Source organism: Ruminococcus sp. NATIVEDY160 (assembly GCF_045819885.1).
Classification (GTDB): domain Bacteria; phylum Bacillota; class Clostridia; order Oscillospirales; family Acutalibacteraceae; genus Ruminococcoides.
On the sequence record NZ_CP162391.1, the window covers coordinates 1,272,262 to 1,297,547 of the forward strand.

The window sequence follows — 25,286 nt, forward strand, 5'->3', positions numbered from 1 at the left end:
CTTTTGTCAGGAGAATTTTATGATTCATCAATACAAACTTAACGGATACAATATCGTACTCGACGTTTACAGCGGCAGCGTTCATCTCGTTGACGACCTCGCATATGACGTGATCGAGATGTTTGAAAACAGCAGCCGCGAGGAAATCGTTTCCGCCATGCTCGAAAAGTACGCGGACGACGCTGAAATAAATGAAGCTGAAATCAACGACTGCCTTGACGATGTTCAGGAGCTGAAGGACATGGGCAAGCTCTTTACGTCCGACCAATACGAGAACCTCGCCTTTGACTTCAAAAAGCGAAACACTGTAATCAAGGCACTCTGTCTGCATATCGCTCACACCTGTAACCTCAACTGCGAGTACTGCTTTGCATCTCAGGGAAAGTACCACGGCGAGCGCGCGCTGATGTCGCTTGAGGTGGGCAAGAGAGCGATTGATTTCTTGATTGAGAACTCCGGCAGCAGGGTAAACCTCGAGGTTGACTTCTTCGGCGGCGAGCCTTTGATGAACTTTGAAGTTGTCAAGGAAATAGTCGCCTACGCCAGAAGCATCGAAAAGCAGCACAACAAGAATTTCCGCTTTACACTTACCACAAACGGCATGCTCGTTGATGACGACGTTATCGAGTTTGCCAACAAGGAGTGCCACAACGTTGTTCTCAGTCTTGACGGCAGAAAGGAGATTCATGACAACCTCCGCAAAACAATCAACGGCAAGGGCAGCTACGACGTAATTGTTCCTAAATTTCAGGAGTTCGTCAAGCGCCGCGGAAACAAAGGCTATTACGTTCGCGGCACATTCACTCACAATAATACAGACTTCACAAACGACATTTTCCATATGGCTGACCTCGGCTTCACAGAGCTTTCGATGGAGCCTGTTGTATGCGCGCCGAGCGACCCGTACGCCTTGACATATGATGATTTGCCCGTTCTCTTTGAACAGTATGAAATCCTCGCAAAAGAGATGATCAAGCGCGAAAAAGAGGGCAGACCGATTACCTTCTATCATTACATGATCGATCTCACAGGCGGTCCGTGCATCTACAAGCGCGTTTCGGGCTGTGGTTCGGGAACAGAGTACATGGCAGTCACGCCTTGGGGTGACCTATATCCATGTCACCAGTTTGTCGGCGACGAGAAATACAGGCTCGGCGACATCTGGAACGGAGTTGACAACAAAGAGATTCAGGACGAGTTCAAGCTTTGCAACGCCTACGCCCGACCCGACTGTAAGGATTGCTGGGCAAGACTCTATTGCAGCGGCGGCTGTGCGGCAAATGCCTATCACGCGACGGGTTCGATCAACGGAATATACAAATACGGCTGCGAGCTGTTCAAAAAGCGCATGGAGTGCGCGATTATGATGAAAGCGGCTTTGGCTGACAACGATTGACGGAGAAACATTATGACCAGAGATTTATGCTATTTTTATCCATGTCCGCTCAATGCAGTTTACGGAGCTTTTGTACAGACAGCGGCGCAGAAATTCGGCAAGGACTGCAAGCAGACGCCGATGGTATCAATCAGCTTCGGACTGAATTTTTCGATTAAGTACAATATGAACGGCGGCGCGTGCACAATTCATTTTATGCCTTATCAAAACGGCACGGCGATCAATATCAGATATTCCGTCGTACAGCTTATGGGAGCAAGGTACAAGAAGCACGCTCAGGATTTGACCCTGTACGCCAATAATATTCTCAGAGCAAACGCGCAGCCTGCGAATATTAACGTGCAGGAGTTTTTGAACTACGCGGCAACTCAGACCAGAGCTCAGTCACCAATGGTTCAGCCTGCTCAAAATGCTCAGGCGATGCCACAGCAGACTCCTCCTCAGTATCAACCTCAGGCGGCTCCTCAGGCAGCGTATCGTCAGCCTGTTCAGCAGTATCCGTCGCCGCAGAGACCTGCACAGGGTGTTAAGTTCTGTACTAACTGCGGAAAGCAGCTTCCTGCGGACGCGCGGTTCTGCACTAACTGCGGCAAAGAAATCGCCGTTTCGGCACCTGCACCCGCTTGTCCGAACTGCGGAAAGCCCTTGCAGGCAGATGAAAAATTCTGCGTCAGATGCGGAACAAAAATTAATTAACAGAATAAACAAACGCGGAGATGTCACAGAAGACATCTCCGCATATTTTTTTGTCAGAACAGCTTTGCTGTATTTGCAATTACGGCGCAGATGATTACTCCCATCAACGTTGGAAGTAACATTGACGTCAGCGTCCATCTCAGGCTTCCTGTTTCTTTCTTTATCGTCAGACAGGTTGTGGAGCAGGGGAAATGTAATACCGTCATAACCATCATACAAACCGCAGTTGTTACCGTCCAGCCGTTTGCCGAAAAAAGCCGCAGCAGCTCAGGATAACCCGAGTAATCCATCAGCGTGCCGCTTGCCATATACGACATGATTATTATCGGAATCACCGTTTCGTTTGCGGGAAATCCGAGAATAAATGCCATTACTATTACTCCGTCCAGTCCTATGAACCGCCCGAAGGGGTCGAGAAAGTCCGTGCAGTATTGAAGTATTGAGCAGTCTCCGATTCTGATATTTGCCGTCAGCCAGATCACGGCGCCCGCGGGTGCTGCGACGATCACTGCTCTGCCAAGTACAAAAAGCGTCCTGTCAAGCAGCGAACGCACTATTGTTTTTAATATCTGCGGCTTGCGGTACGGCGGCAGTTCAAGCGCAAAGCCCGACGGTGCGCCTTTAGCGACAGTTAAGGACAGCAGCTTCGACACAGCAAGCGTCAGCAAAACGCAGACAAGCAGTATCAGCAGCAAAATCAGCGCGACCTCGATTGAGCTCAGAAATCCGAACGCGCTGCCAGCAAAGAACATCATTATCATCGCGATTAGTATCGGGAATCTTCCGTTGCAGGGCATAAAGTTGTTTGTCAATACAGCAATCAGTCTTTCCTTCGGATTTTCGATGATCCGACAGCCTGTGACACCGCAGGCATTACAGCCGATGCCCATTGCCATGCTTGGGCTGAGAGAGCGAGTTTTGAGCCTGAATGAAGGTTTCCCTGTCGATAATCGCTTCATGCGTACCCTCGACTCTTATCCAATCACCCGATGGGTTTATCAGCGAGGTTTTAAGCTTGAATGATGGCTTGACTGTCTTGTGCTGCACCGTGTTGCCGATATACACCTCATTTCGGATTATTTTTCTGACTGTAGATGACGTCCAGCCGCGGTTTTTGAAGCTTGTATAATTTCTGATATCCAGTCCGTATTTCTGACAGCGGTAGACAAGAGGACAGAGAGTTTTTGATTCATTGAGAAATTCCGCGATACTTCGAGTGGTACAGCCGTTTGCCGCAAGACTGAAAATCGCCCTGACTGCCTCAAAAACCGCGTGATCTATTATCAGGCGACCTTTATCGTCAGGTGACTTTTCGTAGCCGTACGGGGCGAAATTACCGATATAAACGCCGTCTTTCATACGGGCGTACAGAGAAGAACGTATTTTTCGCGAAATATCGCGTGCGTACATCTCGTTGACTACGTGTCGGAACGGTGCGATATCATCGTTCGGGCTTGCCGAATCATAACCGTCGCTGACCGCGATGTATCTCACGCCTTTTCCCGGGAAATAGATTTCCGTATACTCTCCCGCAGCGATATAATTACGTCCGAGTCTTGACAAATCCTTAGTCAGTACAAGATTAATCCTTTTCTGTTCAATGTCCTTTATCATGCGCTTGAATGCGGGACGCTCAAAGTTTGTGCCGCTGAAGCCGTCGTCGATGTATTCGTCCTCGATTTCAAAGCCGTGCTCCTTTGAGTACGCCTTGAGGATCCTGCGCTGAGCGCTGATTCCGACGCTCTCGCTTTGACCGTCGTCCTTTGAGAGACGCATATAAAGCGCCGCTTTGTATTTCATAAAACCACCTCTCTACAGCATATGAAGGAGAGAGGCAAAAAATAAGGCTTGAAGCCGTGTGACTTCAAGCCTTGAAATTATTCAGCGAAAAATTATCTCTTTACGTTGAAAGCGCCCATCTGGGGATACTGAGCTGCATCGCCGAGTTCCTCTTCGATTCTGAGGAGCTGATTGTACTTCGCAACACGCTCGGAACGGCTGGGAGCGCCGGTCTTGATCTGGCAGGTGTTGAGAGCAACAGCGAGGTCAGCGATTGTGGTGTCAGCTGTCTCACCGGAACGGTGTGAGGAGATAGCTGTGTAGCCGGCCTTGTGAGCCATCTTGATAGCCTCAAGAGTCTCGGAAACGGAACCGATCTGGTTGAGCTTGATGAGGATAGAGTTAGCGCAGCCGTTAGCAATACCCTTGGAAAGTCTCTCGGTGTTGGTAACAAAGAGGTCGTCGCCTACGAGCTGAACCTTGTCGCCGAGACGCTCTGTGAGCTTCTTCCAGCCTTCCCAGTCCTCTTCGTCGAGAGCGTCCTCGATGGAGATGATCGGGTACTTCTCGCAGAGAGCTGCCCAGTGATCGATAAGTGTATCGGAGGTGAACTCAAGACCGGACTTGGGCTGCTTGTAGAAGCCAACGCCCTTTTCGCTCTTCCACTCGGAAGAAGCAGCGTCCATAGCGATCATGAAGTCCTTGCCGGGCTCGTAGCCTGCAGCCTTAACAGCCTCGAGAATGGTCTCGATGGTCTCGTCATCGGAGGAGAGGTTGGGAGCAAAGCCGCCCTCGTCGCCGACGGAGGTAGCAAGACCCTTAGCCTTGAGGATCTTAGCGAGGTTGTGGAATACTTCAGCACACCATCTGAGGGCTTCCTTGAAGCTGGGAGCGCCTACGGGCATGATCATGAATTCCTGGGTGTCAACGGTGTTGGTAGCGTGAGCGCCGCCGTTGAGAATGTTCATCATGGGAACGGGGAGCTTTGTGCCCTGAACGCCGCCGAGGAACTTGTAGAGGGGCAGCTCGAGAGCGGTAGCAGCAGCTCTGGAGGTAGCGATGGAAACAGCCAGAATAGCGTTAGCGCCGAGCTTTGACTTATCCTTTGTGCCGTCAAGGTCAATCATTGCCTTATCAACAGCATAGATATCTGAAGCGTCCATGCCGATGATTGCAGGAGCGATTACGTTGTTGATGTTATCAACAGCCTTCTGAACACCTTTGCCAAGGTATCTGCCTTTGTCGCCGTCACGAAGCTCAAGAGCCTCGAACTCACCTGTGGAAGCGCCGCTGGGAGCAGTGCCTCTTGCAACGGTACCGTCAGCAAGTGTAACCTCTGCCTCTACGGTAGGATTGCCTCTGGAGTCAAGAATTTCTCTGCCGACAACGTTTTCGATTGATAAGTAGTTCATAAAATACTTCCTCTCATCTTAAATTTACAGACCGAGGGAAAACTCCTTCAAGTCCATATTTATTGGTTTAGCACTGTTCGTACTAACTATATGTAGTATAGCACAGCACGCTTTTTATTGTCAAGTGGATATTGGTAATTATCGACAAAAAAGGCTTAAATATCGCCAATCAGACACCAAGCACATGCTCAGGCTCTGTTTGCCGTTTGCGCCGCAGCGCGAGAAGAATTTGTCGAGGTTAAAGGCAATGCGCGGAAGGTATCCGGAATCCTCGATTATTGAAAATAAAGGGAAGAAAATCGCCATCGGGGGCAGCATTACCGAAACCACCCAGCTCAGCGTTGTGTACACTCCATCAATCAGAATTCCGCTCAAAAATTCAGACACGTGAATGCAGTCAGATAGCTCATACAGTCTTTCCTTGATAAACGCGAACAGCGCGCTCAGCCATTCGCTGGGATAGTTTGCGCCGACCGCCGTAATCCAGAACAGCAGCGCAAACAAGGCGAGCATAATCGGGATTCCTGTTGATTTTGAGGTCAGTATTTTGTCAAGCCTGCCGCTGCGTTTTGTATTATTTCGGTAGGAAACGCATTTATCACAGATCTCCTTGCTTTTTTTTGAGAGCAAGAGCGCGTTGTTCAGCAGAAACGTATCGGTATTCATCTCGTCTTGACTGAAAGACGGTTTTTCGCAGATATTCAGCACGGTTTGTTTTAATTCGTCTAAGCCCGCCTTTTTCACGGCGCAGGTTTTCAGCACGGGAATACCGAGCTCCTTTGATAATTTTTCCGTATTGATAACAGTGCCGTTTCGCCGGGCTTCGTCGTTCATATTAAGACAAAGAACTGCATTGCGCTGCAGCTGTAATATCTCTAATACATAGCTCAGGTTCCGCTCGAGAACATTTGAGTCAGCGACAATTATCACGCAGTCGGGTTTCTTTTCGCTCAGATACTTTCGCGATACGCTTTCTTCCTTTGAAAAGCCCCTCATTGAGTATGTGCCGGGCAGGTCGGTTACGCTGAACAGGTTATCGCGGTATTTGAACATACCCGTGCACAGCTCGACGGTTTTTCCCGTCCAGTTGCCGGTGTGCTGCTTCAATCCCGTCAGCGCGTTGAAAACAGTGCTTTTTCCGACGTTCGGATTACCCGCAAGCGCAATTTCATATGTCATCTTCACACCTCACCAATATCAGTCTGCTGTCCTTTCGGCGCAGAGCAATCAGGGTATGCTTAACCGAATAGGCGACAGGGTCGCCGAAGGGAGCGATGAACACGGGAGTTATTTCGCTTCCCTCGACAATGCCTAAGTCGTTTATTCTCTGTGTCATCTTACCGGCGCAAAACTCAGCGACAACAGCCGTTTTATTTATCTGTAAATCACATAGTCTTATTAATTCATTCATTCTATCACCGCTTTTACATTTCATTGTATGCGCAGCCGCATTGTTTGTGAGAAAGCCGCTTGCATTTGACTTTTTGATATGATAAAATATCACTTGTGCGAAGGAGTATGGAAATGAACAAAACGAACAACATAAAAAGCAGCTTTTATCTCTCTCTGACCGCGATAATCTGGGGCGTTGCCTTTGTCTTTCAGTCTATGGGCAACAACTACATGGAGCCGTTCACCTTTAACTCGGCGCGTAACTTTCTCGGCTTCCTTGTACTGATTCCGATCGTGCTTATCAAGCTCAGGAAGCCCGAGATTTTTTCGGGCAGGAACGAGAGCTTCAAGATCGACAAAAAAATCACAGTTATCGGCGGCGTTTGCTGCGGTCTTGCGCTTGCCGCCGCGGGAATGTTCCAGCAGTACGGTGTAAAGTACACAACCGTCGGCAAGGCGGGATTTATCACAACGCTCTATATAATCCTCACGCCGATTTTCGGACTTTTGCTCGGAAAGAAATGCCATTTCACGGTCTGGATAGGCGCTGTGGGTGCGGTTGTCGGGCTCTATATGCTCTGCATAACGGAGAGCCTGAGCTTTTCCCCGGGCGATATACTCGTGCTTATCTGCGCGGTTCTCTTTGCCGTGCATATTCTGCTGGTCGATTATTTCTCGCCGAAAACCGACGGAGTTCTGCTCTCGTGCATACAGTTTTTTGTCTGCGCGGTAGTCTGCGGCGCGATAGCCCTGATAATCGAGCATCCGTCGTGGGAGCAGATTACTCAGGGCGCGATTCCGATTTTGTACACAGGTATCATGTCGAGCGGCGTTGCCTATACGCTGCAGGTCATCGGTCAGAAGAACTTTAACCCGACTATAGCCGCTATGATTATGAGCATGGAGTCGGTGATTTCCGCGCTTGCGAGCTACTTTGCCTACAGTATGGGCTGGCTCGAGCAGGATCAGAGTATGACCGTCATTCAGATACTCGGCTGCGTTATCATGTTTTGCTCGGTAATTTTTGTGCAGCTGCCGTTTGATAAGCTGCACAAGCATTGACGGCACGGCGTTTGTATGATATACTGTTAACAATTAAAAGATACAGGCTTTGCGTTTTTTCGCGCTGCGAAATGTAATAGAGAATACGGTGAGAATCCGTAGCAACTGTCATTACTGTGTTTGGATTGATCCATAAGTCAGATCGCTGCCGCATTGCCTTGGACTTGCATTCTTGGACAAGAAGAAGCGCAGCCACCCTGACCGTGATTTCACGGCTCTTTGTGTTGTGCTTTTCTGAGTATATCGGAAAAGCATTTTTGCTTTCCCAAAAATTTTTGGAGGAACCAATATGAAAAAAATAACCAAAAACATTATCGCGACAGCTCTGGCAGCTATGACGGCGGTATCGGCTGCAAGCGTTTCTTTCAGCGCGTCAGCCGCGACCGACAAAATCCGCCTGATCGTAAAGAATGAAACCTATTCTGTTTCCGAGGGAGCAGCCTGGGAAGGTATTCTTTATGACAAGACAGTCGATATTTCCGAGGGCAAAGACGCTCTTTCGACCGTTACAGCCGCGCTGAATGCGGATAATGTTCAGCTCACCGTAAACGATACCCAGTGGGGTTCGTATATCGCTGCCGTAAACGGTATTGCCGAGAACGACGCCGCACAGTACAGCGGCTGGATGGGTGTACAGAACGACTGGGTAGTCAACAACAACCTCGCTTACATCTTCCTCAGAGACGGCGACACCTTCGAGCTTACATATTCTGTAAAAATCGGTTCGGATATCGGTGCTGACTGGAACAATCCCACAACAGCCCTTAAGGCTCTCAGCATTGACGGTCCGGCTCTTAACGAGGAATTTACTCCCTCAAATACCGACTACACCGTTACGATCGGTAACGAAACAAAAAATGTTTTTGTACTTCCTACAGCCGAGAACAAGAACTATCAGGTGAGAACGTATATTAATGAGTACGTTCCCGAGAGCGTCGGCTACAGAAAAACCGACGAGATCGAGGTTAAGGCAGGCGACACACTCTATATCGGCGTCGGCAATGCCGCTTGGCCGGGCTCATATCCCGAGGAAACCGTTTATAAGGTTCACGTAATGGCTGAGGACGCACAGCTCGGCGACGTAAACTTTGACGGCAAGGTTGATATTACAGACGCAACTCTCATTCAGAAGGCGAGCATTGACCTCGTGAGCTTCTCAGAGTTACAGAACAAGCTCGCTGAATACAACGGCGACGGAAGAGTTTCCGTACTTGATACGACCGCTATCCAGCGTATGATTGCTTCCAGATGAAAAAGCTGATTTGTTTTGTGCTTGCGCTTGCGCTGCTGTGTCCGATTACCGCTTTTGCATCAGGCAGCAAGACCGACGCGATATATCAGGCTACAGAAGAGCAGCTTCTCAGCTGTCCTGTGCCGCAGGTAGGTTCAATCGGCGGCGAGTGGCTTGTTATCGGGCTTGCACGCGCTGGAATCCTGCCCGATGAAACGGCGGAAGGATATTATCGCAACGTTGTTGATTATATTAACGAAAAGGGCAGCGCTAAGCTGGACCGAAATAAATCAACCGAAAACTCGCGCCTTATATTAGCTTTGACAGCTATAGGCAAGAATCCCGAGAATGTGAACGGATATAACCTGCTGCAGCCTCTTGCGGACTTTAATTTTGTAAAAAAGCAGGGTATTAACGGCCCTGTCTGGGCGTTGATCGCGCTTGACAGCCTGCAATATGAAATACCCGAAACGACCTCAAAAGAGCAAACTACCCGTGAGAAGCTGTTCGATTATATACTGGAAAAGCAGCTTCCGGCAGGCGGCTGGGCTATCGGTGAGCAGGGCGCCGATCCTGATATGACGGGAATGGCGATACAGGCTCTCGCTCCGTATTATAAAAAAAATGAAGCTGTAAAATGCGCAGTTGATAAGGCATTGGGATACTATTCCGCAATCCAGCGTGATGACGGCGGACTTTCGGAAGCTACCGACTCTCCCGAAAGCTGCGCGCAGATGATAACCGCTCTGTCAGCCCTCGGCATTGACCCCGAAACCGACGGGAAATTTATCAAGAGCGGCAACAGCATTGTTGACTGTCTGCTTCGCTTTTCGCTCGAAAACGGCTTTGCGCATAATATCGGCGGTGAATACAATCAGATGTCGACCGAACAGGCGTTTTACGCAATGACCGCCGCGAACAGACTCCGCGAAGGCAAATCATCACTTTATGATATGTGCGATCTGCTGACAGAGTACGATCTGAATCTTGACGGCACGGTCGATATCACAGACGCGACCTTGGCTCAGAAAGCTATTGCCGAGCTTGAAACGCTCAATCTCAGGCAGCTCAAAATCGCAGGTGCGGACAGTCAAGGCGAAATAAAGGTCACATTTGTCACCGAAACTCAACGCTACATCGCTTCACATTAAGGCGGGATTATTATGATACCCTTCATCAAAAAATATAAATTCTTTATCATCACAGCCGCAGCAATCGTTGCGGCTTTAGTGATTGCTTTTGCGGCGGGAAACAGTATTAACGAGGACGCGGCTGCGCCTGACGAAGCACCGACCTTTTCGGCAGACGCAACCTCGGCGACAGGTCCTATCACACGCAAAAGCACTCAGTCGTCGACGGCTGAGAATACGACCGCCAAGGATTCCGATGACACGACCTCAGCAGCGACAACAGCTCCGACGACCGCTGAGGCTTCCACCCGACAGCAGACGACCGCCGGAAACTCAGCCGCGGAGCCTGTTGAGCCGACGACGGACAAATACAAGACCGACCCTGTGCCGACGGACAAGCCTCAGCCCGTTGAGCCGCAGGAGCAGACAACGCAGGACAATACTCTCAGGTGCACGCTGTCGATTTCCTGCGCGACTATTCTCGATAATATGGATAAGCTCGACGAGGAATATCATGAGCTTGTGCCTTCAGACGGCTGGATATTAAAACCCGAGCAATTTGAGTTTTCGGAGGGCGAATCGGTCTTTGATTTGCTCGTCAGAGCATGCAAGGATAAGAAAATCCACCTTGACCACAGCTTTACGCCGGCATACAATTCAGCTTATATCAAGGCTATCGGCAACCTGTATGAATTCGACTGCGGCGACCAGTCAGGCTGGGTTTACGGAGTAAACGGATGGGCGCCTAACTACGGCTGTTCTCGTTACGTGCTGAAAAACGGCGACACGGTTGAATTCCGCTACACCTGTCAGCTCGGACATGACTTGAAGTGGAGCAACTGATGAAGGATTCCTTTTGTAAGATACACCCGATAGCGGGACTTTTATATTTCGCGGCGGTGATTTCATTCTCGATGTTTATTATGAATCCCGTATGCCTGATTGTTTCGCTCTTGTGTGCGCTGACAAACGCCATACAGCTCAACGGCCGCAAGACAGTGTTCTTTGCTCTGAAATTTATCCTGCCGACCGCCTTGCTCCTTGCGCTCATAAACCCGATTGTCAACCACGCCGGAGTGACAATACTCGGTTATCTTCCGTGGGATAATCCGCTGACGCTTGAAGCGATCATTTACGGCGCTGCCTCAGCGGTGATGCTCAGCAGCGTAATATTCTGGTTCTCATCATTCAACACAGTTATGACAGGAGATAAGCTGGTTTATCTTTTCAGTAGAATCGCGCCGTCGCTCGGACTTGTGCTTTCCATGGCGTTTCGCTTTGTTCCGCGTTTTACAGAGCAGTTCCGCGAGGTCAGAACAGCTCAGAAGCTGTTGGGAAAAGAGAAAAACGGCTTTGTTGAAAAGACAAAAACCGCTGTAAGAGTTATCTCAGTCATGCTCTCACACTCGCTTGAAGGTTCTATAGAAACCGCCGACTCAATGAAGGCGAGAGGGTACGGGCTGAAGGGCAGGACTGCGTATTCAAGTTATCGCTTCAATAAGCGCGACGGTATCTGTCTTGCGTTGATTTGTGTGTTTACCGCTGCTTTAATTGTATTGAGAGTACTCGGAGTCGCAAAATACCGCTATTTTCCGTCTGTAAAGGGCGAGTTAATGGGAATAGATTCTATAATTTTTTATTTTATATACTTTGCATTAATGATAATGCCGTTTACTGTCAACATGGGGGAGGGAATCCGTTGGAAGCGTTTACAATCCGCAATCTGAGCTTTGCCTATCCCGAAACAGAAGTTGACGTGCTTAAGGACATTAACTTTTCCGTTATTGAAGGCGAATTTCTGACCGTTTGCGGAGCTTCGGGCAGCGGAAAAAGTACCCTTCTTCGTTTGCTCAAGCCATCTCTTGCACCGCACGGCAGGCTATCGGGCGAAATCAGATTTCATGAAATCGGCATTAATGAGCTTTCTCAAAGACAGGAGTGCAAAAAAATAGGCTTTGTTCAGCAGTCGCCTGATAATCAAATCGTCACTGACAAGGTCTGGCACGAGCTTGCGTTCGGGCTGGAAAGTCTTGGGCTGAAAAATGAAGAAATACGCCGAAGAGTTGCGGAAACAGCGTCGTTTTTCGGGATTGAACAATACTTTGAGAGCGACGTGACAACTCTTTCGGGCGGTCAGAAGCAGCTTCTGAATCTCGCGTCAGTGATGGCAATGCAGCCCGAGGTGCTGATTCTTGACGAGCCAACCAGTCAGCTCGACCCGATAGCCGCGAGCGATTTCATAGCCTGCCTTCACAGAATAAATAAAGAGCTCGGAGTTACGGTTATCATTTCAGAGCACCGAACCGAGGAACTCCTGCCGATAAGCGACAGAGTGCTTATCCTGGATGACGGTGCCGTTCTTTCGCTCGACACTCCGCTTCACACAGGTGAAAATCTGAGCAGCTGCGATGACAGGCTTTTCGCGCTTTTGCCGTCAGCCATGCGTATCTGGCGCGCTGTAGATACTTCGTCAGACTGTCCGGTCACGGTTGCACAGGGCAGGGAATGGCTGAGAAGCTGCGTCAGCACACATGATACATATCCTCTTTATCCCGAAATAATTCCGCCCTGCGGCGATGCTGTAATCAGTCTGAAAAACATATGGTTCCGCTACAAAAAGGACAGTCCTGACGTTCTGAAAAACCTGTCCTTTCACGTCCGCAAGGGTGAGTTCACCGCTATCCTCGGCGGCAACGGCGCAGGAAAATCTACGCTCTTATCTGTCGTTAACGGCACGCTAATGCCGTACAGCGGAAAGATAAATACAAATAAACTTCGAATCGCGACTCTTCCGCAGAACCCTCAGCTGCTTCTCAGCGGCAACACGGTTATCGATTCTCTTAAGGAGATAGACGACTCGCCGGAGCGGCTTAATCAGGTTATTTCCTTGTGCGAACTGGAAGAACTGCTTGAGCGCCATCCTTTTGATTTATCGGGCGGCGAAACACAGCGCGCGGCACTCGCAAAGCTATTACTTGCAAGCCCCGATATTATCCTGCTCGATGAACCGACGAAGGGGATAGACAGCGGCTTCAAGGAACGTTTTGCCGCAATTATCAATACTCTATTATCGTTTGGCACAACCGTTGTTATGGTCAGCCACGACGTGGAGTTCTGCGCGAAATATCCTCATCGCTGTTTGATGCTGTTCAACGGTGAGCTTGTCGCTGAGGGTTCGCCGAGGGAATTCTTCTCAACAAACAGCTTCTACGTCACCTCGTCGCGCAGAATGTCAAAGGGAATCCTTGAAAACACCGTTACAACCGAGGATATAATTTACTGCTGCACGGGTGAGAAGCCAAAAATTCTCTCTGGCATAAATAATGATTTTCATTACACAGAAAAGCCACCCGAAAACCCTGAGCAGAAGCCGAAAATGCCCGTTTGGAAAAAGCTGACGGCTTTGATTGGCTGTCTTTCGCTTATATTCGGAATTCTGGTCAATATCGAAATTATCAAGCTTTCTCTGCCGTTTTGGGCAAACTGTCTGCTTGTTGCAGTACCGCTTGTAATCTTAATGATTTCGCTGAGCGAGCTGACTCACAGGCCGCTTGAAGAAGTCAGGAGCAGCAGGCTTTCAAAGCGCACAATCGTTTCGACCGTGATGATACTGCTCGCGATACCGGTCACTATTTTTATCGGAACGACCTATCTGAAGGACGAGAAATTTCTGTTTATCTCACTGATTGTTCTGTTGGAATGTATGCTGCCGTTTTTTCTCATCTTCGAGGGCAGAAAACCGCAGCCGCGTGAGCTTGTGATAATCGCCGTGATGTGTGCGATCGTAATCGCGGGTCGTTCGGCGTTCGCACCGTTTCCGCAGATAAAACCTGTTTTGGCGCTTGTCATTATCTCAGGCGTTGCGTTCGGCACGGAGTCGGGATTTATGGTAGGCGCGGTAACGATGCTGGTGTCGAATATTTACTTTGGTCAGGGCGCGTGGACGCCTTGGCAGATGTTCGCGGCAGGCATAATCGGCTTTATTGCGGGAATTCTCTTTCAAAAGGGCTTTCTTCGCCGCAGCCGTGGTGCGCTCTGCGTGTTCGGATTCATTGTGACTGTAATGATTTACGGGCTGATTATGAACTTTTCGACGATTATCCTGACACGCGTGCCGATAACATGGGAATCAATCATTTCGTTTTACACTCAGGGCTTGCCGTTTGACTTAATACACGCCTTTTCCACCGCTGTAATACTGTTTTTTGCCGCTGAACCGATGCTTGCTAAGCTCGACAGGGTGAAAACGAAATACGGTTTATATTGAAATGAAAATGAAAAAGCGCCGCATATAAGCGACGCTTTTTCTATTAATATGATATTATTTCGTAACCGTCCTCGGTGACGAGAACCTGGATCTCCCACTGCGCGGAGGGAGTGCCGTCCTTTGTGTAAATCGTCCAGCCGTTCTCCTCGTCGGTGTAAATCGCGGGCTTGCCCATGTTTATCATCGGCTCAATAGTGAAAATCATTCCGGGCACCATAAGCATCTCGGTACCTTTTTCGCTGACGTAGCTGACCCACGGATCCTCGTGAAACTCTAGACCAATACCGTGACCGCCGACCTCTCTGACGACTGAGTAGCCCTTGCTCTTTACAAAATCATTGACAGCCTGACCCATATCTCCGAGGAAGTTCCACGGCTTTACTTCCTTTAAGCCCTCGCTGAGTGCCTGCTTCGCGGCTTCTACGAGCGCTTTCTTTTCAGCGCTGACCTCTCCGATACAGAACATTCTCGATGAATCGGAATAGTAGCCGTTGAGATTGGTGGAGCAGTCGACGTTAACTATATCTCCGTCCTTGAGAATAATGTCCTCGGACGGAATACCGTGGCAGACCTCGTCGTTTATCGAGGTACAAACGCTTTTTGGAAAACCCTGATAGTCAAGAGGTGCCGGAATACCGCCCATTTTGGTGGTGATATCGTATACCCAGCGGTCGATTTCAGCTGTAGAAATTCCAGCCTTGATGTGCTCGGCAACGTAGTCCAGTACAGCAATATTTATTTTAGCGCTTTCCTTGATTTTTTCAATCTGCTCAGCGGTCTTGATGATGCTGTGGTCGGGTACAATATGACCCTCAGCTTCGATCTCCTCAATGCGCTCGTCAAAATCTATGTGGCACTTCTTGTATTTCCTGCCGCTTCCGCACCAGCATTCGTCGTTTCTTCCGGGTTTCTTCATAGCCATACTCCTTACACTTTATTATACCAGATAATTATACCACTTTACGCGCTGTACGACAAGACAAATTTGTATTTTTGTTGCCAAGAACGGTCAAATGCGGTATAATGGTTATATCGTCAATCCCTCTGCGCATATTTTATTGCAGAGGTGGTTTTGTGAATATTAAAAGATTTGCCGCGGTTTTTCTGATTGTGTTTTTTCTCTCGGTTTTTATCGCGCTGATGGTTACCTCAACCGCGCGTATCACCCTGCGCACAGCGGCTATGCCTCAGAAATCGATGCCACATATCGTGATTGACGCAGGTCACGGAGGTGAGGACGGCGGCGCTGTCAGCGGCGACGGTGTACCGGAAAAGGAAATAAACCTCGCCATTGCCAAGGACACGGACGACTTGCTGACGTTTTTCGGATTTGATACCGAGATGACACGAACCGACGACGGCGACCTTTCGACTGAGGGAGATAACACAAAACAGCGCAAGAACAGCGACATGAAGAAAAGACTGGAAATATTCAACGCCTCGGCTGACAATACGGTAATCAGTATTCATCAGAACAAGTTTTCCGATACTTCGTCACACGGCACACAGGTTTTTTACTCGCCGAACAACGAGAAAAGCCTGCTGCTTGCTGATGCGATCAAGTTTTCGGTGAAATCCCAGCTGCAGCCCGACAACGAACGGCTCAGTAAACCCGCGGGCAGCGGTATATACTTACTGAAAAACACTACTCAGCCGGCGGTTATTGTTGAGTGCGGCTTTTTATCAAACAGGGAAGAGTGCGAAAAGCTCAAGACCGAGGAATATCAGCGACAAATGTCGTTCGCTGTCACTACAGGCTTTCTCGATTACTATAACACCAATTAGGATGTGAAATATATGGCAAAAATAAAAAGCGTTTACATTTGCTCGGAATGCGGCTATGAGACCCCGAAATGGGTCGGAAAATGCCCGTCCTGCGGCGAATGGAATACGATGAATGAAGAAATCAAGGACACCGCTAAAGCCGCTCCTGCGGTCAGAACGCGCACTTCAATGACATATGCGCAGCCGTATTCAATCCGCGAGATTTCAACAGACGACGAGCACCGCTATGATACAGGCTGTCACGAGCTCAACCGCGTACTCGGCGGCGGTATCGTCAAGGGAAGTCTGATTCTCCTGGGCGGCGACCCGGGTATCGGTAAATCAACGGTGCTCATGCAGATATGCCAGTTTCTCGGCGACACGCTGAAAATTCTCTATGTATCCGGCGAGGAATCAAAGCGTCAGCTGAAGCTGCGCGCGATCCGCCTCGAGGTGGACTCTCCTAATCTCTTTATCATGACCGAAACCGACGTTGAGGTTGTATGTGAGCAGATCAAGAATATCAAGCCCGACCTTGTTATGATAGACTCTATCCAGACCATGAACCTCTCTGAGTTAAGCTCCTCGCCGGGCAGCGTCACTCAGGTGAGGGAATGTACCAATATCCTCATGCGAACCGCTAAATCGCTCGATATCCCGATGTTTGTTGTCGGACATGTCAACAAGGAAGGTTCAATAGCAGGCCCGAAGGTGCTTGAGCACATCGTAGACACCGTACTTCACTTTGAGGGCGACAAGCAGATGAGCTGCAGGATATTGCGCGCGGTCAAAAACCGCTACGGCTCCACAAATGAAATCGGCGTTTTTGAAATGACCGACAAGGGCTTAAAAGAAGTAGAAAACCCGTCTGTAATGCTGCTTTCGGGCAGACCGAGCAAGGTGTCGGGTACCTGCGTAACCTGTACGATCGAAGGCTCGCGTCCGATTCTCGCTGAAACACAGGGTCTTGCCACACAGTCGGGTTACGGCAACGCGCGCAGAATGGCAACAGGCTACGATTACAACCGCCTTTCCATGATACTCGCGGTGCTCGAAAAACGCTCGGGCTACTTTTTCTCAAACAGCGATACATATATCAATATTGTCGGAGGTCTGAGAGTGGACGAGCCTGCGATTGATTTGTCGATTGCGATGGCTCTTGTCAGCAGTCTGAAGGACGAGCCTTTATATGAAAAAGCCGTTGTGTTCGGTGAAATCGGACTCGCGGGTGAAATCCGTTCCGTTTCTCAGGCACAGATGCGCGTCAATGAGGCTGTGCGGCTCGGCTTTGACAGAATCATTCTGCCTTTCCACAACCTAAAGGGCGTTCAGTGCGATGACGCAAAGCTGATCGGCGTTAAGAATATCAGAGAAGCGTACGAGGCAATAACCCAATGACTGTTATCATGAGCGGAGAGTATTCCGAGCTTGTCAGTGCGATGGAAGAACGAGGAAATAATGTGATTCCGACAAAATGCGTTTCGTGTTTTCATCAGCCGGAGCAGTTCCATGCGGATATGCAGGTTCTCAGAATCCGCGACAGGATATTTACGCTTGATAAGTGCCGCTGGAAGCCTTCGCGGGATTACCCGAACAATGTGCTGCTAAACTGTCTTTTTCTCGGAAATAGGCTATACGGAAAGCTTTCGGCAAATGACGAAACGGTCTTGGAATACTGTAATGAACATGGCATTGAGCTTGTAAACGTGAATCAGGGCTATACGCGCTGTTCAACGCTCGTTGTAAACGACAACGCGGTCATTACCGCTGATCTGTCTATAGAAAAAGCGATGAAACAGAATGGGGTAGAAGTGCTGCGGATTTCTCCGGGACAAATCAGACTTGAGGGCTTTGATTACGGTTTTATCGGCGGCTGTTCGGGAAGAATCGGCAATACAATATTCTTTTTTGGAAATATAAAGATGCATTCGGATTATTCCGGAATAAAAGATTATATAATGCAACATAATTCTAAAATAGAAATATTATGTGATAATATGCCGTTGACGGATATCGGCGGCTTTGTGGAGGTGGAAAGATGAAGCTCAGCTATATTGACAGCGGAAACGAGTTTGATTTCGGCCGAACCTCTGATAATTACGCAAAGTACCGCGATATTTATCCTCAGAGCATGTACGAAAAACTGATTGCATTTGGAATAGGCAAGAGAGGTCAGCGAATTCTCGATTTAGGCAGCGGAACGGCGATTCTGCCTGTAAATATGTACCACACGGGCGCAGAGTTTACGGCGACGGATATCTCGGAAAACCAAATCGCTTACGGAAGGAAAAACGCGTCGGACAGGGGAATGGAGAATATTGATTTCCGCGTATGCTCTGCTGAGGACACGGGCTTTGAGGATAATAGCTTTGACGTTATAACCGCGATGCAGTGCTTTCAGTATTTTGACAAAGAAAAAGCGACTGCCGAAATCCGCAGAGTTCTGAAACCCGACGGAAGGTTCTGCAAGATTTTTATGGACTGGCTGCCGTATCAGGACAGAGTGATTTATGAGTTGGAGCAGCTTGTGCTGAAATACAATCCATCGTGGAACGGCTGTGGTTTCGGCGAGTTCCGCTACAACTATCCCGATTGGGCTGAAAATAAGTTTGAAATAGAAACGATTCATTCCTATAACGCGACTCTGACGTTTACAAAAGAAGCATGGATCGAACGAGTAAAGACATGCCGCGGAGTCGGCGCGAGTCTGCCGCAGGAAAAAATAGCAGAGTTTGAGAACAAATACCGTAAGCTGCTGGATAAGTACGAAGAACCGCTGAAATTAAAGCACCAGATCCATATTGAAATATACAGAGTAAAAAAATAAAGGGGAGATGCAGAGCATCTCCTCAATCTTTTTTGCGGTTGATTTTTGAAAGCGGATTCAGATCAGCCGCGTTTTTCATTTGTTCAGAGCTGAGGTGGGTGTATATCTCAGTCGTTGCGAGGTTTTCGTGACCGAGAACCTCTTTGAGTACGCGAACGTCAACACCGCCGTGCTGATACATCAGGGTAGCGGCAGTATGGCGCAGCTTATGGCAGGAATATCCCTGAGCGCTCAGCCCGATTTTTTCAAGATATTTATAGACCATAGCCTGAATGGTTTTTACTGACATACGGTTGTTGTTGCGGCTGATAAACAGAGCGGTTTTGTCCTTTACACCGTCGACGGGACGAACCTTCATGTAATCCTTGATTGCGTTGATACACGCGGAATTGAGATAGACAACACGTTCTTTGTTGCCCTTACCGAGCACGCGCATGGTGTTGTCGGTGCGGATATCCGTATAATTCAAGCCCGCCATCTCAGATACACGGAGCCCGCAGTTAAGAAACAAAGTCAGAATCGCATAGTCGCGTTCTTTATGTTCACCCTCAACAGCATTCAATAGTTCGATGCTTTGTTCGAGCGAGAGATACTTGGGGAGAGCCTTCTTTTTTTTAGGGGTTTCAAGCTCGTCGATAGGATTCCGGGAGAGATAATGCTCTTTTTTTGAAATGTAATTGAAAAAACCTCTCAGACTCGAAACCTTGCGGGAACGGGCTGCAGCCTTATTGCCGCGCTCTCGCTGGAGATAGTTCATGTATTCATAAGCGTCGTTCAGTGTGACGGACTCGAGCAGCTCAATGCCGATATCGTCGATTTTGATTTGCTCAAAATCCATATCGTCAGGCACGAGCTTACGGGCTCGCTTTAAATAGCGAAAGAAAGTCCGCAGGTCGATAAAATACTCGTCGACAGTCTTGACGGATTTCTGACGGACGGTCTGGAGATAGTAAAGATATTTTTTTAGAATCGGAAACGCTTCATCCTGGAATCGTACAGACATTTTAATCACCAAAAGCAATTATATCATAAAAAGAGAGAGGGATAATTCCTTATCGGAATAATTATACAAAATGAATATTTTGTATAATTGAGGGGAGTATCAAATAAAGGAAACCGCCGGAATAAGCCGTTTTCAGCTATTTCAGCCGATTTCCTTTAATTAGTCATTTCTGTGATCAATACGGTTCCATCATACGCATTCCGTACAAATCTTCTTCGATCTCAAGCATCTGGCTGCCTTCCTGATTTAATGCATCTATGCAGCGGTACAGCTTATGATAATACTCAACTGCCTGATTCCAGCGTTCGGTTTGCTTTTCGTTTAGCTCTGATTTGTGTACGCCGTAGCGTTCAGTGAGAATCGTTCCGAGATATTCCGTGAACTTCGCTGAGCTGTAAATATTCAAGTGCTGAACATTATAATATTCCGAAGCCGGATAACTCATTGTGATTTCGTCGCGTTCAAAGTTTATAAAATCAAAGCCATAGCTGTTGATGATTTTGCCCGCGCGGTTAGCCATGCAAAAGCTCTCGTAGTCATTCTGGCGCACCAGATGCGGCGCACGGATAAACAATACATTTTTGATATCGTTGTCGTTCAGGTATTCCAGTAACACTCTGAGCTTATTGTCGCTGTCCTCGGTAAGCGGCAGCTCACTGTCGTCGGAAATCAGCTTATCGTTTAAATAAGAGCCGTCTTCCCTACACGAACCTGTGTTCGATTTATAGCCTTTCAATAGCGTGTAGCCGCGTATATGCTGTTGAACCAATGCTCCTAAAAACTTGATTCCTCCGGGGTATTCGCTCCACGAGCTGTGGTACTTGATAAACGGCAGATAATATTCTGCTTCGTCGGCAGTTTCAAGGCTCTTTATGTACTCGATTTTGTTTTGGTTGAGCGGTACGTTGTCTATATAATTGCGGATACTGCCCTCTTTTGTTTCGTTTCTGTCGTCGGGATAAAGAAACGGATTTATCTCCATGACAATCAGCTGAGGGTTCTGCGTGCGCTTTATCTCCTTGATCTGAGTGATCGCCGCACCTGCCGTCGCGGAAGCGCTCGCATAAGGAAAGCTTGTAAATCCGAACTTCTCATATGCCAAGCCGGGCGAAAAATCCGAATACGCTTCGCTGGCTCCTGTGAAAACAACGTCAAGGGTATTTTCTTCCTCGAGATAATACCCGTCAATTCTCAGGCGGTTGTGGTCAAGATGACAGAGCACATACTCCTGCAGGACGTACAGCACAGCCGTTGCCGCCAAACAAAATGATGCAATTTTTATCGTTCTTAAAAGATACTTATTCATATGTATCATTATAATAACAGAAAAAGAAAAAGTCAATAGACAAAACGGCAGCCGAACAAGCGTCCGACTGCCGTTTTTTATGGGAAAAGATATTAGGAAAACTAGATTAGCAAACACCCTGCTGAATCATGGAATCAGCAACCTTTACGAAGCCAGCGATGTTAGCGCCAATAACGAAGTTATCCTCGTAACCGTACTTCTTGGCAGCCTCGGAAATGTTCTTGTAGATGGTCTCCATGATGTTCTTGAGCTTAGCGTCAACCTCTTCGAAGGTCCAGGAAAGTCTCTGGGAGTTCTGGCTCATTTCGAGAGCGGAGGTAGCTACGCCGCCGGCGTTTGCAGCCTTACCGGGAGCAAAGAGAAGTCCTGCTTCCTGGATAAGCTTTGTAGCCTCAAGAGTGGTGGGCATGTTAGCGCCTTCTGCAACTGCGAAGCAGCCGTTTGCGATAAGTCTCTTGGCGTCCTCTTCGTTGAGCTCGTTCTGGGTAGCGCAAGGAAGTGCAACGTCGCACTTGATTGACCAGTCGAACTTGCCTTCGGTGTATACAGCGTTGGGTCTGTAGTTCTTGTACTCGGAGAGTCTGCCTCTTCTGACCTGCTTGATTTCTTTAACAGCGTCGAGGTCGATACCCTCTTCGTCGTATACCCAACCGGTGGAATCGGAAAGTGTAACAACCTTAGCGCCGAGCTGAGTAGCCTTCTCGGTAGCATAGGTAGCAACGTTACCGGAACCGGAGATGCAGACGGTAGCGCCGTTCAGGCTCTTGCCGTGATCCTTGAGCATAGCGTCGGTGAGATAAAGCAGACCGTAGCCTGTAGCCTCTGTACGGGCAAGTGAACCGCCCCAGTTGAGACCCTTACCGGTGAGAACGCCTTCGTATACGTTCTTGAGTCTCTTGTACTGACCGAACATGTAGCCGATCTCGCGAGCGCCTGTACCGATGTCACCTGCGGGAACGTCTGTGTCAGCGCCGATGTGTCTGAAGAGCTCTGTCATGAAGCTCTGGCAGAAACGCATAACCTCGTTATCGCTCTTGCCCTTGGGGTCGAAGTCGGAGCCGCCCTTGCCGCCGCCGATAGGAAGACCTGTGAGTGAGTTCTTGAAAATCTGCTCAAAGCCGAGGAATTTAATAACGCCGAGGTTTACAGAGGGATGAAGTCTGAGACCGCCCTTGTACGGACCGATAGCGCTGTTGAACTGTACGCGGAAGCCGCGGTTAACCTGAACCTTGCCGTTGTCGTCAACCCAGGGTACTCTGAACATGATAACTCTCTCGGGCTCGGTGATTCTCTCGAGAATGCCGTTCTCCTCGTACTGGGGGTTCTGCTCGAATACGGGCTCCAGAGATGTGAGTACTTCGGTAGCCGCCTGGATAAACTCAGGCTCGTTTGAGTTCTTTGCTTTCAGCTTTTCAAGCTGCTCGCTTACATAAGACATATTAAGTCCTCCTTGAAATGATATACAAATTATAAACATACATAAGCGTGTTAAAAGAAAAAGTTTGCAAGAGCTGAAAACTTTTCTTTCAACAACGTTACTATAATACACTATTTCATTAAATAATGCAAGAGGTTTTTGCAAGTTTTTTTCTATAAATTTCATATTTTCCGCGTTTTTTACGTTTTTCACAGCTGTTTTGCAGGATTATACCCCCTTATAACAGCATAATATATAGTTTTTATTCATTTTAACGTGCAGGAATCCGAAATTCCACATTCAGATTTCGTTTTGTATAATTCAAGCTTCGGCTTTCCACACACTTATGCACATAAATTTTAGTTGCAAACGGACATATTAACGTGTTATAATTATGTTGATACTATATTATTACTATTTGTATAAAGGAGATTGTCATGGATTACTGCAAACGGTTAAAGGAACTTCGGTTCGAAAACGGCTATACTCAGGAACAGATCGCTTTTATTCTTCACACACGGCAGGAACAGTACAGCAAATACGAGAGCGGAAAACGCGAGCTTCCGATTAAGCATCTGATTACCCTCTGCTGTCTTTACCGCGTATCTGCCGACTATGTGCTCGGAATCGAAAGATTTGTCAAATAACCTCTCTTCCCTATTCCGCGCAAAAAAAGCCACCCGTTTTTCAACGAGTGGCTTTTGAAATAACCGATTTTTACTTTGTCAAATCCTTGAACTCCGAGAAGTCAAAGGTCGCGAAATAATCCTTTGGTTCCTCAGCGCGTCTGATGAGCTTGTGGCTGCCGTCCTCTTTGAGAAGAACCTCAGCGGAACGTAGCTTTCCGTTATAATTATAGCCCATCGAGAAGCCGTGAGCGCCGGCGTCGTGGATATAAATTATATCGCCGATCTCAATTTCAGGCAGCATTCTGTCGATAGCGAACTTGTCGTTGTTCTCGCACAGACCGCCTGTAACGTCGTATTTGTGGTCACAGGGAGCGTTTTCCTTGCCAAGTACGGTGATGTGGTGATACGAGCCGTACATCGCGGGACGCATGAGGTTTGCGGCACAGGCGTCCAGACCGATATATTCCTTGTAAATATGCTTTTCGTGAATAGCTGTCGCGACAAGCGCGCCGAAAGGTGCGAGCATATATCTGCCGAGCTCGGTGTAGATTTCAACGTCGTTCATACCCGCTGGTACGAGGATTTCCTCATATTTCTTTCGAACGCCGTCACCGATGATCGCGATATCGTTCTTCGGTTCCTCTGGCTTGTAGTCAACTCCTACGCCGCCCGAGAGGTTTACGAACTTGATATGTACGCCTGTCTTTTTCTGCAGACGTACGGCAAGCTCAAAGAGAATGCCTGCAAGCTCGGGATAGTAGCCGTTTGAAACAGTGTTTGAAGCGAGAAACGCGTGAATACCGAACTCCACTGCCCCGGCCTCCTTGAGCTCGAGAAACGCCTTCTCCATCTGCTCCTCTGTCATTCCGTACTTGGAATCGCCGGGAGTGTCCATAACCTGAACCTTGTCCTCGCTGTCAGCCATACGGAACACGCCGCCGGGATTGTAACGGCAGCAGATTGTCTTGGGAACTCCGCAGACCTTCTTGATAAACTCAACATGGGTGTAGTCGTCAAGGTTGATCATCGCGCCGAGGTCGTATGCTTTTTTCATGTCCTCGGCAGGAGTTACGTTTGAGCTGAACATGATGTTCTTGCCCGTGATGCCGCAGGATTCACAGAGCATAAGCTCGGTGTAGGACGAACAGTCCATGCCGCAGCCCTCTTCCTGCAGAATCTTCATCAGGTAGGGATTCGGTGTCGCCTTTACCGCGAAGAATTCCTTATAGCCCTTGTTCCAGCTGAAAGCCTTGTTCAACGCGCGTGCATTTTCGCGGATTCCGCGCTCGTCGTAAATGTGAAACGGCGTCGGTACGTCCTTAATGATGTCCTTTGCCTGTTCCAGAGTGATAAACGGTTTCTTTTCCATTCCTTATTCTTCCTCCTCAAAACCCTCAATATACGCTTCGATGACTTCCTTGACGTCATCCATGCCGTCGCCGTTAACGGCTGAAAACGGCAGCAGTTCCACTCCCTCATAGTCTTGCAGCTCGTCCATTACTTCCTCAATCCGCTTTTCATAAGCGGTTTTTTTGAGCTTGTCCTTTTTGGTGAGGACAATGACAAACGGAGCGTTGCACTGATACAGGAAGTTTAGCATATCATAGTCGTCCTTGGTGGGCTTGTGCCTGATATCGATAATCTGGATAATCAGTGCGATTTTGCGCTGTGACGAAAGATATCCCTCGACTAAGCCCGCCCAGCGTTCCTTTTCAGCCTTTGATACCTTGGCGTAGCCGTATCCGGGCAGGTCGACAAAGCGGCAGTTTCTCAGCCTGTAGAAGTTGATTGTCGCCGTCTTGCCGGGCTGTGCGCTGACTCTCGCAAGAGCCTTTCTCTGCACCAGCTTGTTGATCAGTGAGCTTTTGCCGACGTTGGAGTGACCCGAAAACACAATCTCGGGGATATCCGACTGCGGAAGCTGCTTTACTGTTCCCGCGGCAAACTCAAAACTTACTTCGTTAAAATTCATAGG

Annotated in this window: 24 protein-coding genes and 1 riboswitch; of the genes, 13 read left to right on the top strand and 11 right to left on the bottom strand. The window is 48.5% G+C overall.

Going from position 1 to position 25,286, the window contains the following annotated elements; genetic code table 11:
* The first annotated feature begins 19 nt into the window (after positions 1-19).
* Together scfB and AB1I49_RS06225 are read left to right on the top strand one after the other, a co-directional pair.
* On the top strand, positions 20-1,396 hold the full coding sequence (gene scfB / locus AB1I49_RS06220; RefSeq protein ID WP_407720466.1) for a thioether cross-link-forming SCIFF peptide maturase: 1,377 nt from the start codon (positions 20-22) through the stop codon (positions 1,394-1,396).
* A 12-nt stretch (positions 1,397-1,408) separates the two neighbouring features.
* Positions 1,409-2,092, top strand: coding sequence for a zinc ribbon domain-containing protein (locus AB1I49_RS06225; RefSeq protein ID WP_407720467.1), 684 nt, complete (start codon positions 1,409-1,411; stop codon positions 2,090-2,092).
* 53 nt (positions 2,093-2,145) lie between these two features.
* Here AB1I49_RS06225 and AB1I49_RS06230 read toward each other — a convergent pair whose 3' ends face one another.
* From AB1I49_RS06230 to AB1I49_RS06250, 5 genes are all read right to left on the bottom strand, one after another.
* Positions 2,146-2,988 (bottom strand): nucleoside recognition domain-containing protein, encoded by an 843-nt coding sequence (locus AB1I49_RS06230; RefSeq protein ID WP_405318216.1) that lies wholly within the window; start codon positions 2,986-2,988, stop codon positions 2,146-2,148.
* Positions 2,966-3,892, bottom strand: a complete 927-nt coding sequence (locus tag AB1I49_RS06235) for a recombinase family protein (RefSeq protein WP_405318215.1) — start codon at positions 3,890-3,892, stop codon at positions 2,966-2,968. Before AB1I49_RS06235 ends, AB1I49_RS06230 begins: the two co-directional genes overlap by 23 nt.
* A 92-nt stretch (positions 3,893-3,984) precedes the next feature.
* Complete coding sequence (gene eno / locus AB1I49_RS06240; protein ID WP_201426502.1) at positions 3,985-5,283, bottom strand: phosphopyruvate hydratase; 1,299 nt, start codon at positions 5,281-5,283, stop codon at positions 3,985-3,987.
* A 138-nt stretch (positions 5,284-5,421) separates the two neighbouring features.
* Entirely contained in the window at positions 5,422-6,462 is a 1,041-nt protein-coding gene (locus AB1I49_RS06245; protein WP_201426501.1) for a FeoB small GTPase domain-containing protein, read from the bottom strand.
* Entirely contained in the window at positions 6,452-6,694 is a 243-nt protein-coding gene (locus tag AB1I49_RS06250; RefSeq protein ID WP_201426500.1) for a FeoA family protein, read from the bottom strand. Before AB1I49_RS06250 ends, AB1I49_RS06245 begins: the two co-directional genes overlap by 11 nt.
* Before the next feature lie 113 nt (positions 6,695-6,807).
* On the opposite strand from AB1I49_RS06250, the gene AB1I49_RS06255 reads away from it, so the two are divergent.
* The 6 genes from AB1I49_RS06255 to AB1I49_RS06280 all read left to right on the top strand — a co-directional run bounded on the left by AB1I49_RS06255 (position 6,808) and on the right by AB1I49_RS06280 (position 14,365).
* On the top strand, positions 6,808-7,737 hold the full coding sequence (locus AB1I49_RS06255) for a DMT family transporter (protein WP_201426499.1): 930 nt from the start codon (positions 6,808-6,810) through the stop codon (positions 7,735-7,737).
* A 35-nt stretch (positions 7,738-7,772) separates the two neighbouring features.
* Positions 7,773-7,905: riboswitch (cobalamin riboswitch) on the top strand.
* A 121-nt stretch (positions 7,906-8,026) separates the two neighbouring features.
* Entirely contained in the window at positions 8,027-8,989 is a 963-nt protein-coding gene (locus tag AB1I49_RS06260; RefSeq protein WP_407720468.1) for a dockerin type I domain-containing protein, read from the top strand.
* Positions 8,986-10,119, top strand: coding sequence for a hypothetical protein (locus AB1I49_RS06265; protein ID WP_407720469.1), 1,134 nt, complete (start codon positions 8,986-8,988; stop codon positions 10,117-10,119). Before AB1I49_RS06260 ends, AB1I49_RS06265 begins: the two co-directional genes overlap by 4 nt.
* A gap of 12 nt (positions 10,120-10,131) precedes the next feature.
* A complete protein-coding gene (locus AB1I49_RS06270) occupies positions 10,132-10,941 on the top strand; it encodes a DUF4430 domain-containing protein (protein ID WP_407720470.1) in 810 nt (269 codons plus the stop codon).
* The gene (locus AB1I49_RS06275) at positions 10,941-11,825 is read left to right on the top strand and encodes an energy-coupling factor transporter transmembrane component T (RefSeq protein ID WP_407720471.1); all 885 of its coding nucleotides are present in this window, start codon (positions 10,941-10,943) and stop codon (positions 11,823-11,825) included. Before AB1I49_RS06270 ends, AB1I49_RS06275 begins: the two co-directional genes overlap by 1 nt.
* On the top strand, positions 11,798-14,365 hold the full coding sequence (locus AB1I49_RS06280; protein WP_407720472.1) for an ATP-binding cassette domain-containing protein: 2,568 nt from the start codon (positions 11,798-11,800) through the stop codon (positions 14,363-14,365). The genes AB1I49_RS06275 and AB1I49_RS06280 overlap by 28 nt, the downstream gene beginning before the upstream one ends.
* A gap of 43 nt (positions 14,366-14,408) precedes the next feature.
* On the opposite strand, the gene AB1I49_RS06285 is transcribed toward AB1I49_RS06280, so the two are convergent.
* Positions 14,409-15,281, bottom strand: a complete 873-nt coding sequence (locus AB1I49_RS06285; protein WP_316609240.1) for a methionyl aminopeptidase — start codon at positions 15,279-15,281, stop codon at positions 14,409-14,411.
* Between the two features lie 158 nt (positions 15,282-15,439).
* Between AB1I49_RS06285 and AB1I49_RS06290 the strand changes: the two genes are divergently transcribed.
* The 4 genes from AB1I49_RS06290 to AB1I49_RS06305 are packed head-to-tail and all read left to right on the top strand — an operon-like array spanning position 15,440 to position 18,956.
* Entirely contained in the window at positions 15,440-16,150 is a 711-nt protein-coding gene (locus tag AB1I49_RS06290; RefSeq protein WP_407720473.1) for an N-acetylmuramoyl-L-alanine amidase, read from the top strand.
* A 12-nt stretch (positions 16,151-16,162) separates the two neighbouring features.
* Complete coding sequence (gene radA / locus AB1I49_RS06295) at positions 16,163-17,527, top strand: DNA repair protein RadA (RefSeq protein WP_407720474.1); 1,365 nt, start codon at positions 16,163-16,165, stop codon at positions 17,525-17,527.
* Entirely contained in the window at positions 17,524-18,171 is a 648-nt protein-coding gene (locus AB1I49_RS06300) for a DUF6873 family GME fold protein (protein ID WP_407720475.1), read from the top strand. The genes radA and AB1I49_RS06300 overlap by 4 nt, the downstream gene beginning before the upstream one ends.
* Positions 18,168-18,956, top strand: coding sequence for a class I SAM-dependent methyltransferase (locus AB1I49_RS06305; protein WP_407720476.1), 789 nt, complete (start codon positions 18,168-18,170; stop codon positions 18,954-18,956). The genes AB1I49_RS06300 and AB1I49_RS06305 overlap by 4 nt, the downstream gene beginning before the upstream one ends.
* Positions 18,957-18,978: 22 nt before the next feature.
* Here the strand turns inward: AB1I49_RS06305 and AB1I49_RS06310 are convergent, their stop codons facing one another.
* The 3 genes from AB1I49_RS06310 to gdhA form a co-directional block, all read right to left on the bottom strand.
* Entirely contained in the window at positions 18,979-19,959 is a 981-nt protein-coding gene (locus AB1I49_RS06310; RefSeq protein ID WP_316611607.1) for a tyrosine recombinase XerC, read from the bottom strand.
* 175 nt (positions 19,960-20,134) lie between these two features.
* Positions 20,135-21,205: a hypothetical protein gene (locus AB1I49_RS06315; protein WP_316609248.1), complete on the bottom strand. Its 1,071-nt coding sequence runs from the start codon at positions 21,203-21,205 to the stop codon at positions 20,135-20,137.
* Between the two features lie 166 nt (positions 21,206-21,371).
* Entirely contained in the window at positions 21,372-22,703 is a 1,332-nt protein-coding gene (gene gdhA / locus AB1I49_RS06320) for an NADP-specific glutamate dehydrogenase (RefSeq protein WP_316609249.1), read from the bottom strand.
* 416 nt (positions 22,704-23,119) lie between these two features.
* Between gdhA and AB1I49_RS06325 the strand changes: the two genes are divergently transcribed.
* Entirely contained in the window at positions 23,120-23,329 is a 210-nt protein-coding gene (locus AB1I49_RS06325) for a helix-turn-helix domain-containing protein (RefSeq protein WP_316609250.1), read from the top strand.
* Between the two features lie 70 nt (positions 23,330-23,399).
* Here AB1I49_RS06325 and AB1I49_RS06330 read toward each other — a convergent pair whose 3' ends face one another.
* Both AB1I49_RS06330 and yihA read right to left on the bottom strand, forming a co-directional pair.
* Positions 23,400-24,680, bottom strand: coding sequence for a diaminopimelate decarboxylase (locus AB1I49_RS06330; RefSeq protein ID WP_316609251.1), 1,281 nt, complete (start codon positions 24,678-24,680; stop codon positions 23,400-23,402).
* 3 nt (positions 24,681-24,683) lie between these two features.
* Positions 24,684-25,283, bottom strand: coding sequence for a ribosome biogenesis GTP-binding protein YihA/YsxC (gene yihA, locus AB1I49_RS06335; protein ID WP_316609253.1), 600 nt, complete (start codon positions 25,281-25,283; stop codon positions 24,684-24,686).
* Positions 25,284-25,286: the final 3 nt, after the last annotated feature.

Excerpts from the sequence above, each read along its gene's own strand:
- AB1I49_RS06325 (WP_316609250.1), top strand. The coding sequence starts at position 23,120 with ATGGATTACTGCAAACGGTTAAAGGAACTTCGGTTCGAAAACGGCTAT.
- AB1I49_RS06270 (WP_407720470.1), top strand. The coding sequence starts at position 10,132 with ATGATACCCTTCATCAAAAAATATAAATTCTTTATCATCACAGCCGCA.
- gdhA (WP_316609249.1), bottom strand. The coding sequence starts at position 22,703 with ATGTCTTATGTAAGCGAGCAGCTTGAAAAGCTGAAAGCAAAGAACTCA.
- AB1I49_RS06250 (WP_201426500.1), bottom strand. The coding sequence starts at position 6,694 with ATGAATGAATTAATAAGACTATGTGATTTACAGATAAATAAAACGGCT.
- eno (WP_201426502.1), bottom strand. The coding sequence starts at position 5,283 with ATGAACTACTTATCAATCGAAAACGTTGTCGGCAGAGAAATTCTTGAC.
- AB1I49_RS06310 (WP_316611607.1), bottom strand. The coding sequence starts at position 19,959 with ATGTCTGTACGATTCCAGGATGAAGCGTTTCCGATTCTAAAAAAATAT.
- AB1I49_RS06255 (WP_201426499.1), top strand. The coding sequence starts at position 6,808 with ATGAACAAAACGAACAACATAAAAAGCAGCTTTTATCTCTCTCTGACC.
- AB1I49_RS06245 (WP_201426501.1), bottom strand. The coding sequence starts at position 6,462 with ATGACATATGAAATTGCGCTTGCGGGTAATCCGAACGTCGGAAAAAGC.
- AB1I49_RS06305 (WP_407720476.1), top strand. The coding sequence starts at position 18,168 with ATGAAGCTCAGCTATATTGACAGCGGAAACGAGTTTGATTTCGGCCGA.
- AB1I49_RS06235 (WP_405318215.1), bottom strand. The coding sequence starts at position 3,892 with ATGAAATACAAAGCGGCGCTTTATATGCGTCTCTCAAAGGACGACGGT.
- AB1I49_RS06285 (WP_316609240.1), bottom strand. The coding sequence starts at position 15,281 with ATGAAGAAACCCGGAAGAAACGACGAATGCTGGTGCGGAAGCGGCAGG.
- AB1I49_RS06265 (WP_407720469.1), top strand. The coding sequence starts at position 8,986 with ATGAAAAAGCTGATTTGTTTTGTGCTTGCGCTTGCGCTGCTGTGTCCG.
- AB1I49_RS06275 (WP_407720471.1), top strand. The coding sequence starts at position 10,941 with ATGAAGGATTCCTTTTGTAAGATACACCCGATAGCGGGACTTTTATAT.
- AB1I49_RS06225 (WP_407720467.1), top strand. The coding sequence starts at position 1,409 with ATGACCAGAGATTTATGCTATTTTTATCCATGTCCGCTCAATGCAGTT.
- AB1I49_RS06330 (WP_316609251.1), bottom strand. The coding sequence starts at position 24,680 with ATGGAAAAGAAACCGTTTATCACTCTGGAACAGGCAAAGGACATCATT.
- yihA (WP_316609253.1), bottom strand. The coding sequence starts at position 25,283 with ATGAATTTTAACGAAGTAAGTTTTGAGTTTGCCGCGGGAACAGTAAAG.
- AB1I49_RS06260 (WP_407720468.1), top strand. The coding sequence starts at position 8,027 with ATGAAAAAAATAACCAAAAACATTATCGCGACAGCTCTGGCAGCTATG.
- AB1I49_RS06300 (WP_407720475.1), top strand. The coding sequence starts at position 17,524 with ATGACTGTTATCATGAGCGGAGAGTATTCCGAGCTTGTCAGTGCGATG.
- AB1I49_RS06230 (WP_405318216.1), bottom strand. The coding sequence starts at position 2,988 with ATGGCAATGGGCATCGGCTGTAATGCCTGCGGTGTCACAGGCTGTCGG.
- radA (WP_407720474.1), top strand. The coding sequence starts at position 16,163 with ATGGCAAAAATAAAAAGCGTTTACATTTGCTCGGAATGCGGCTATGAG.
- scfB (WP_407720466.1), top strand. The coding sequence starts at position 20 with ATGATTCATCAATACAAACTTAACGGATACAATATCGTACTCGACGTT.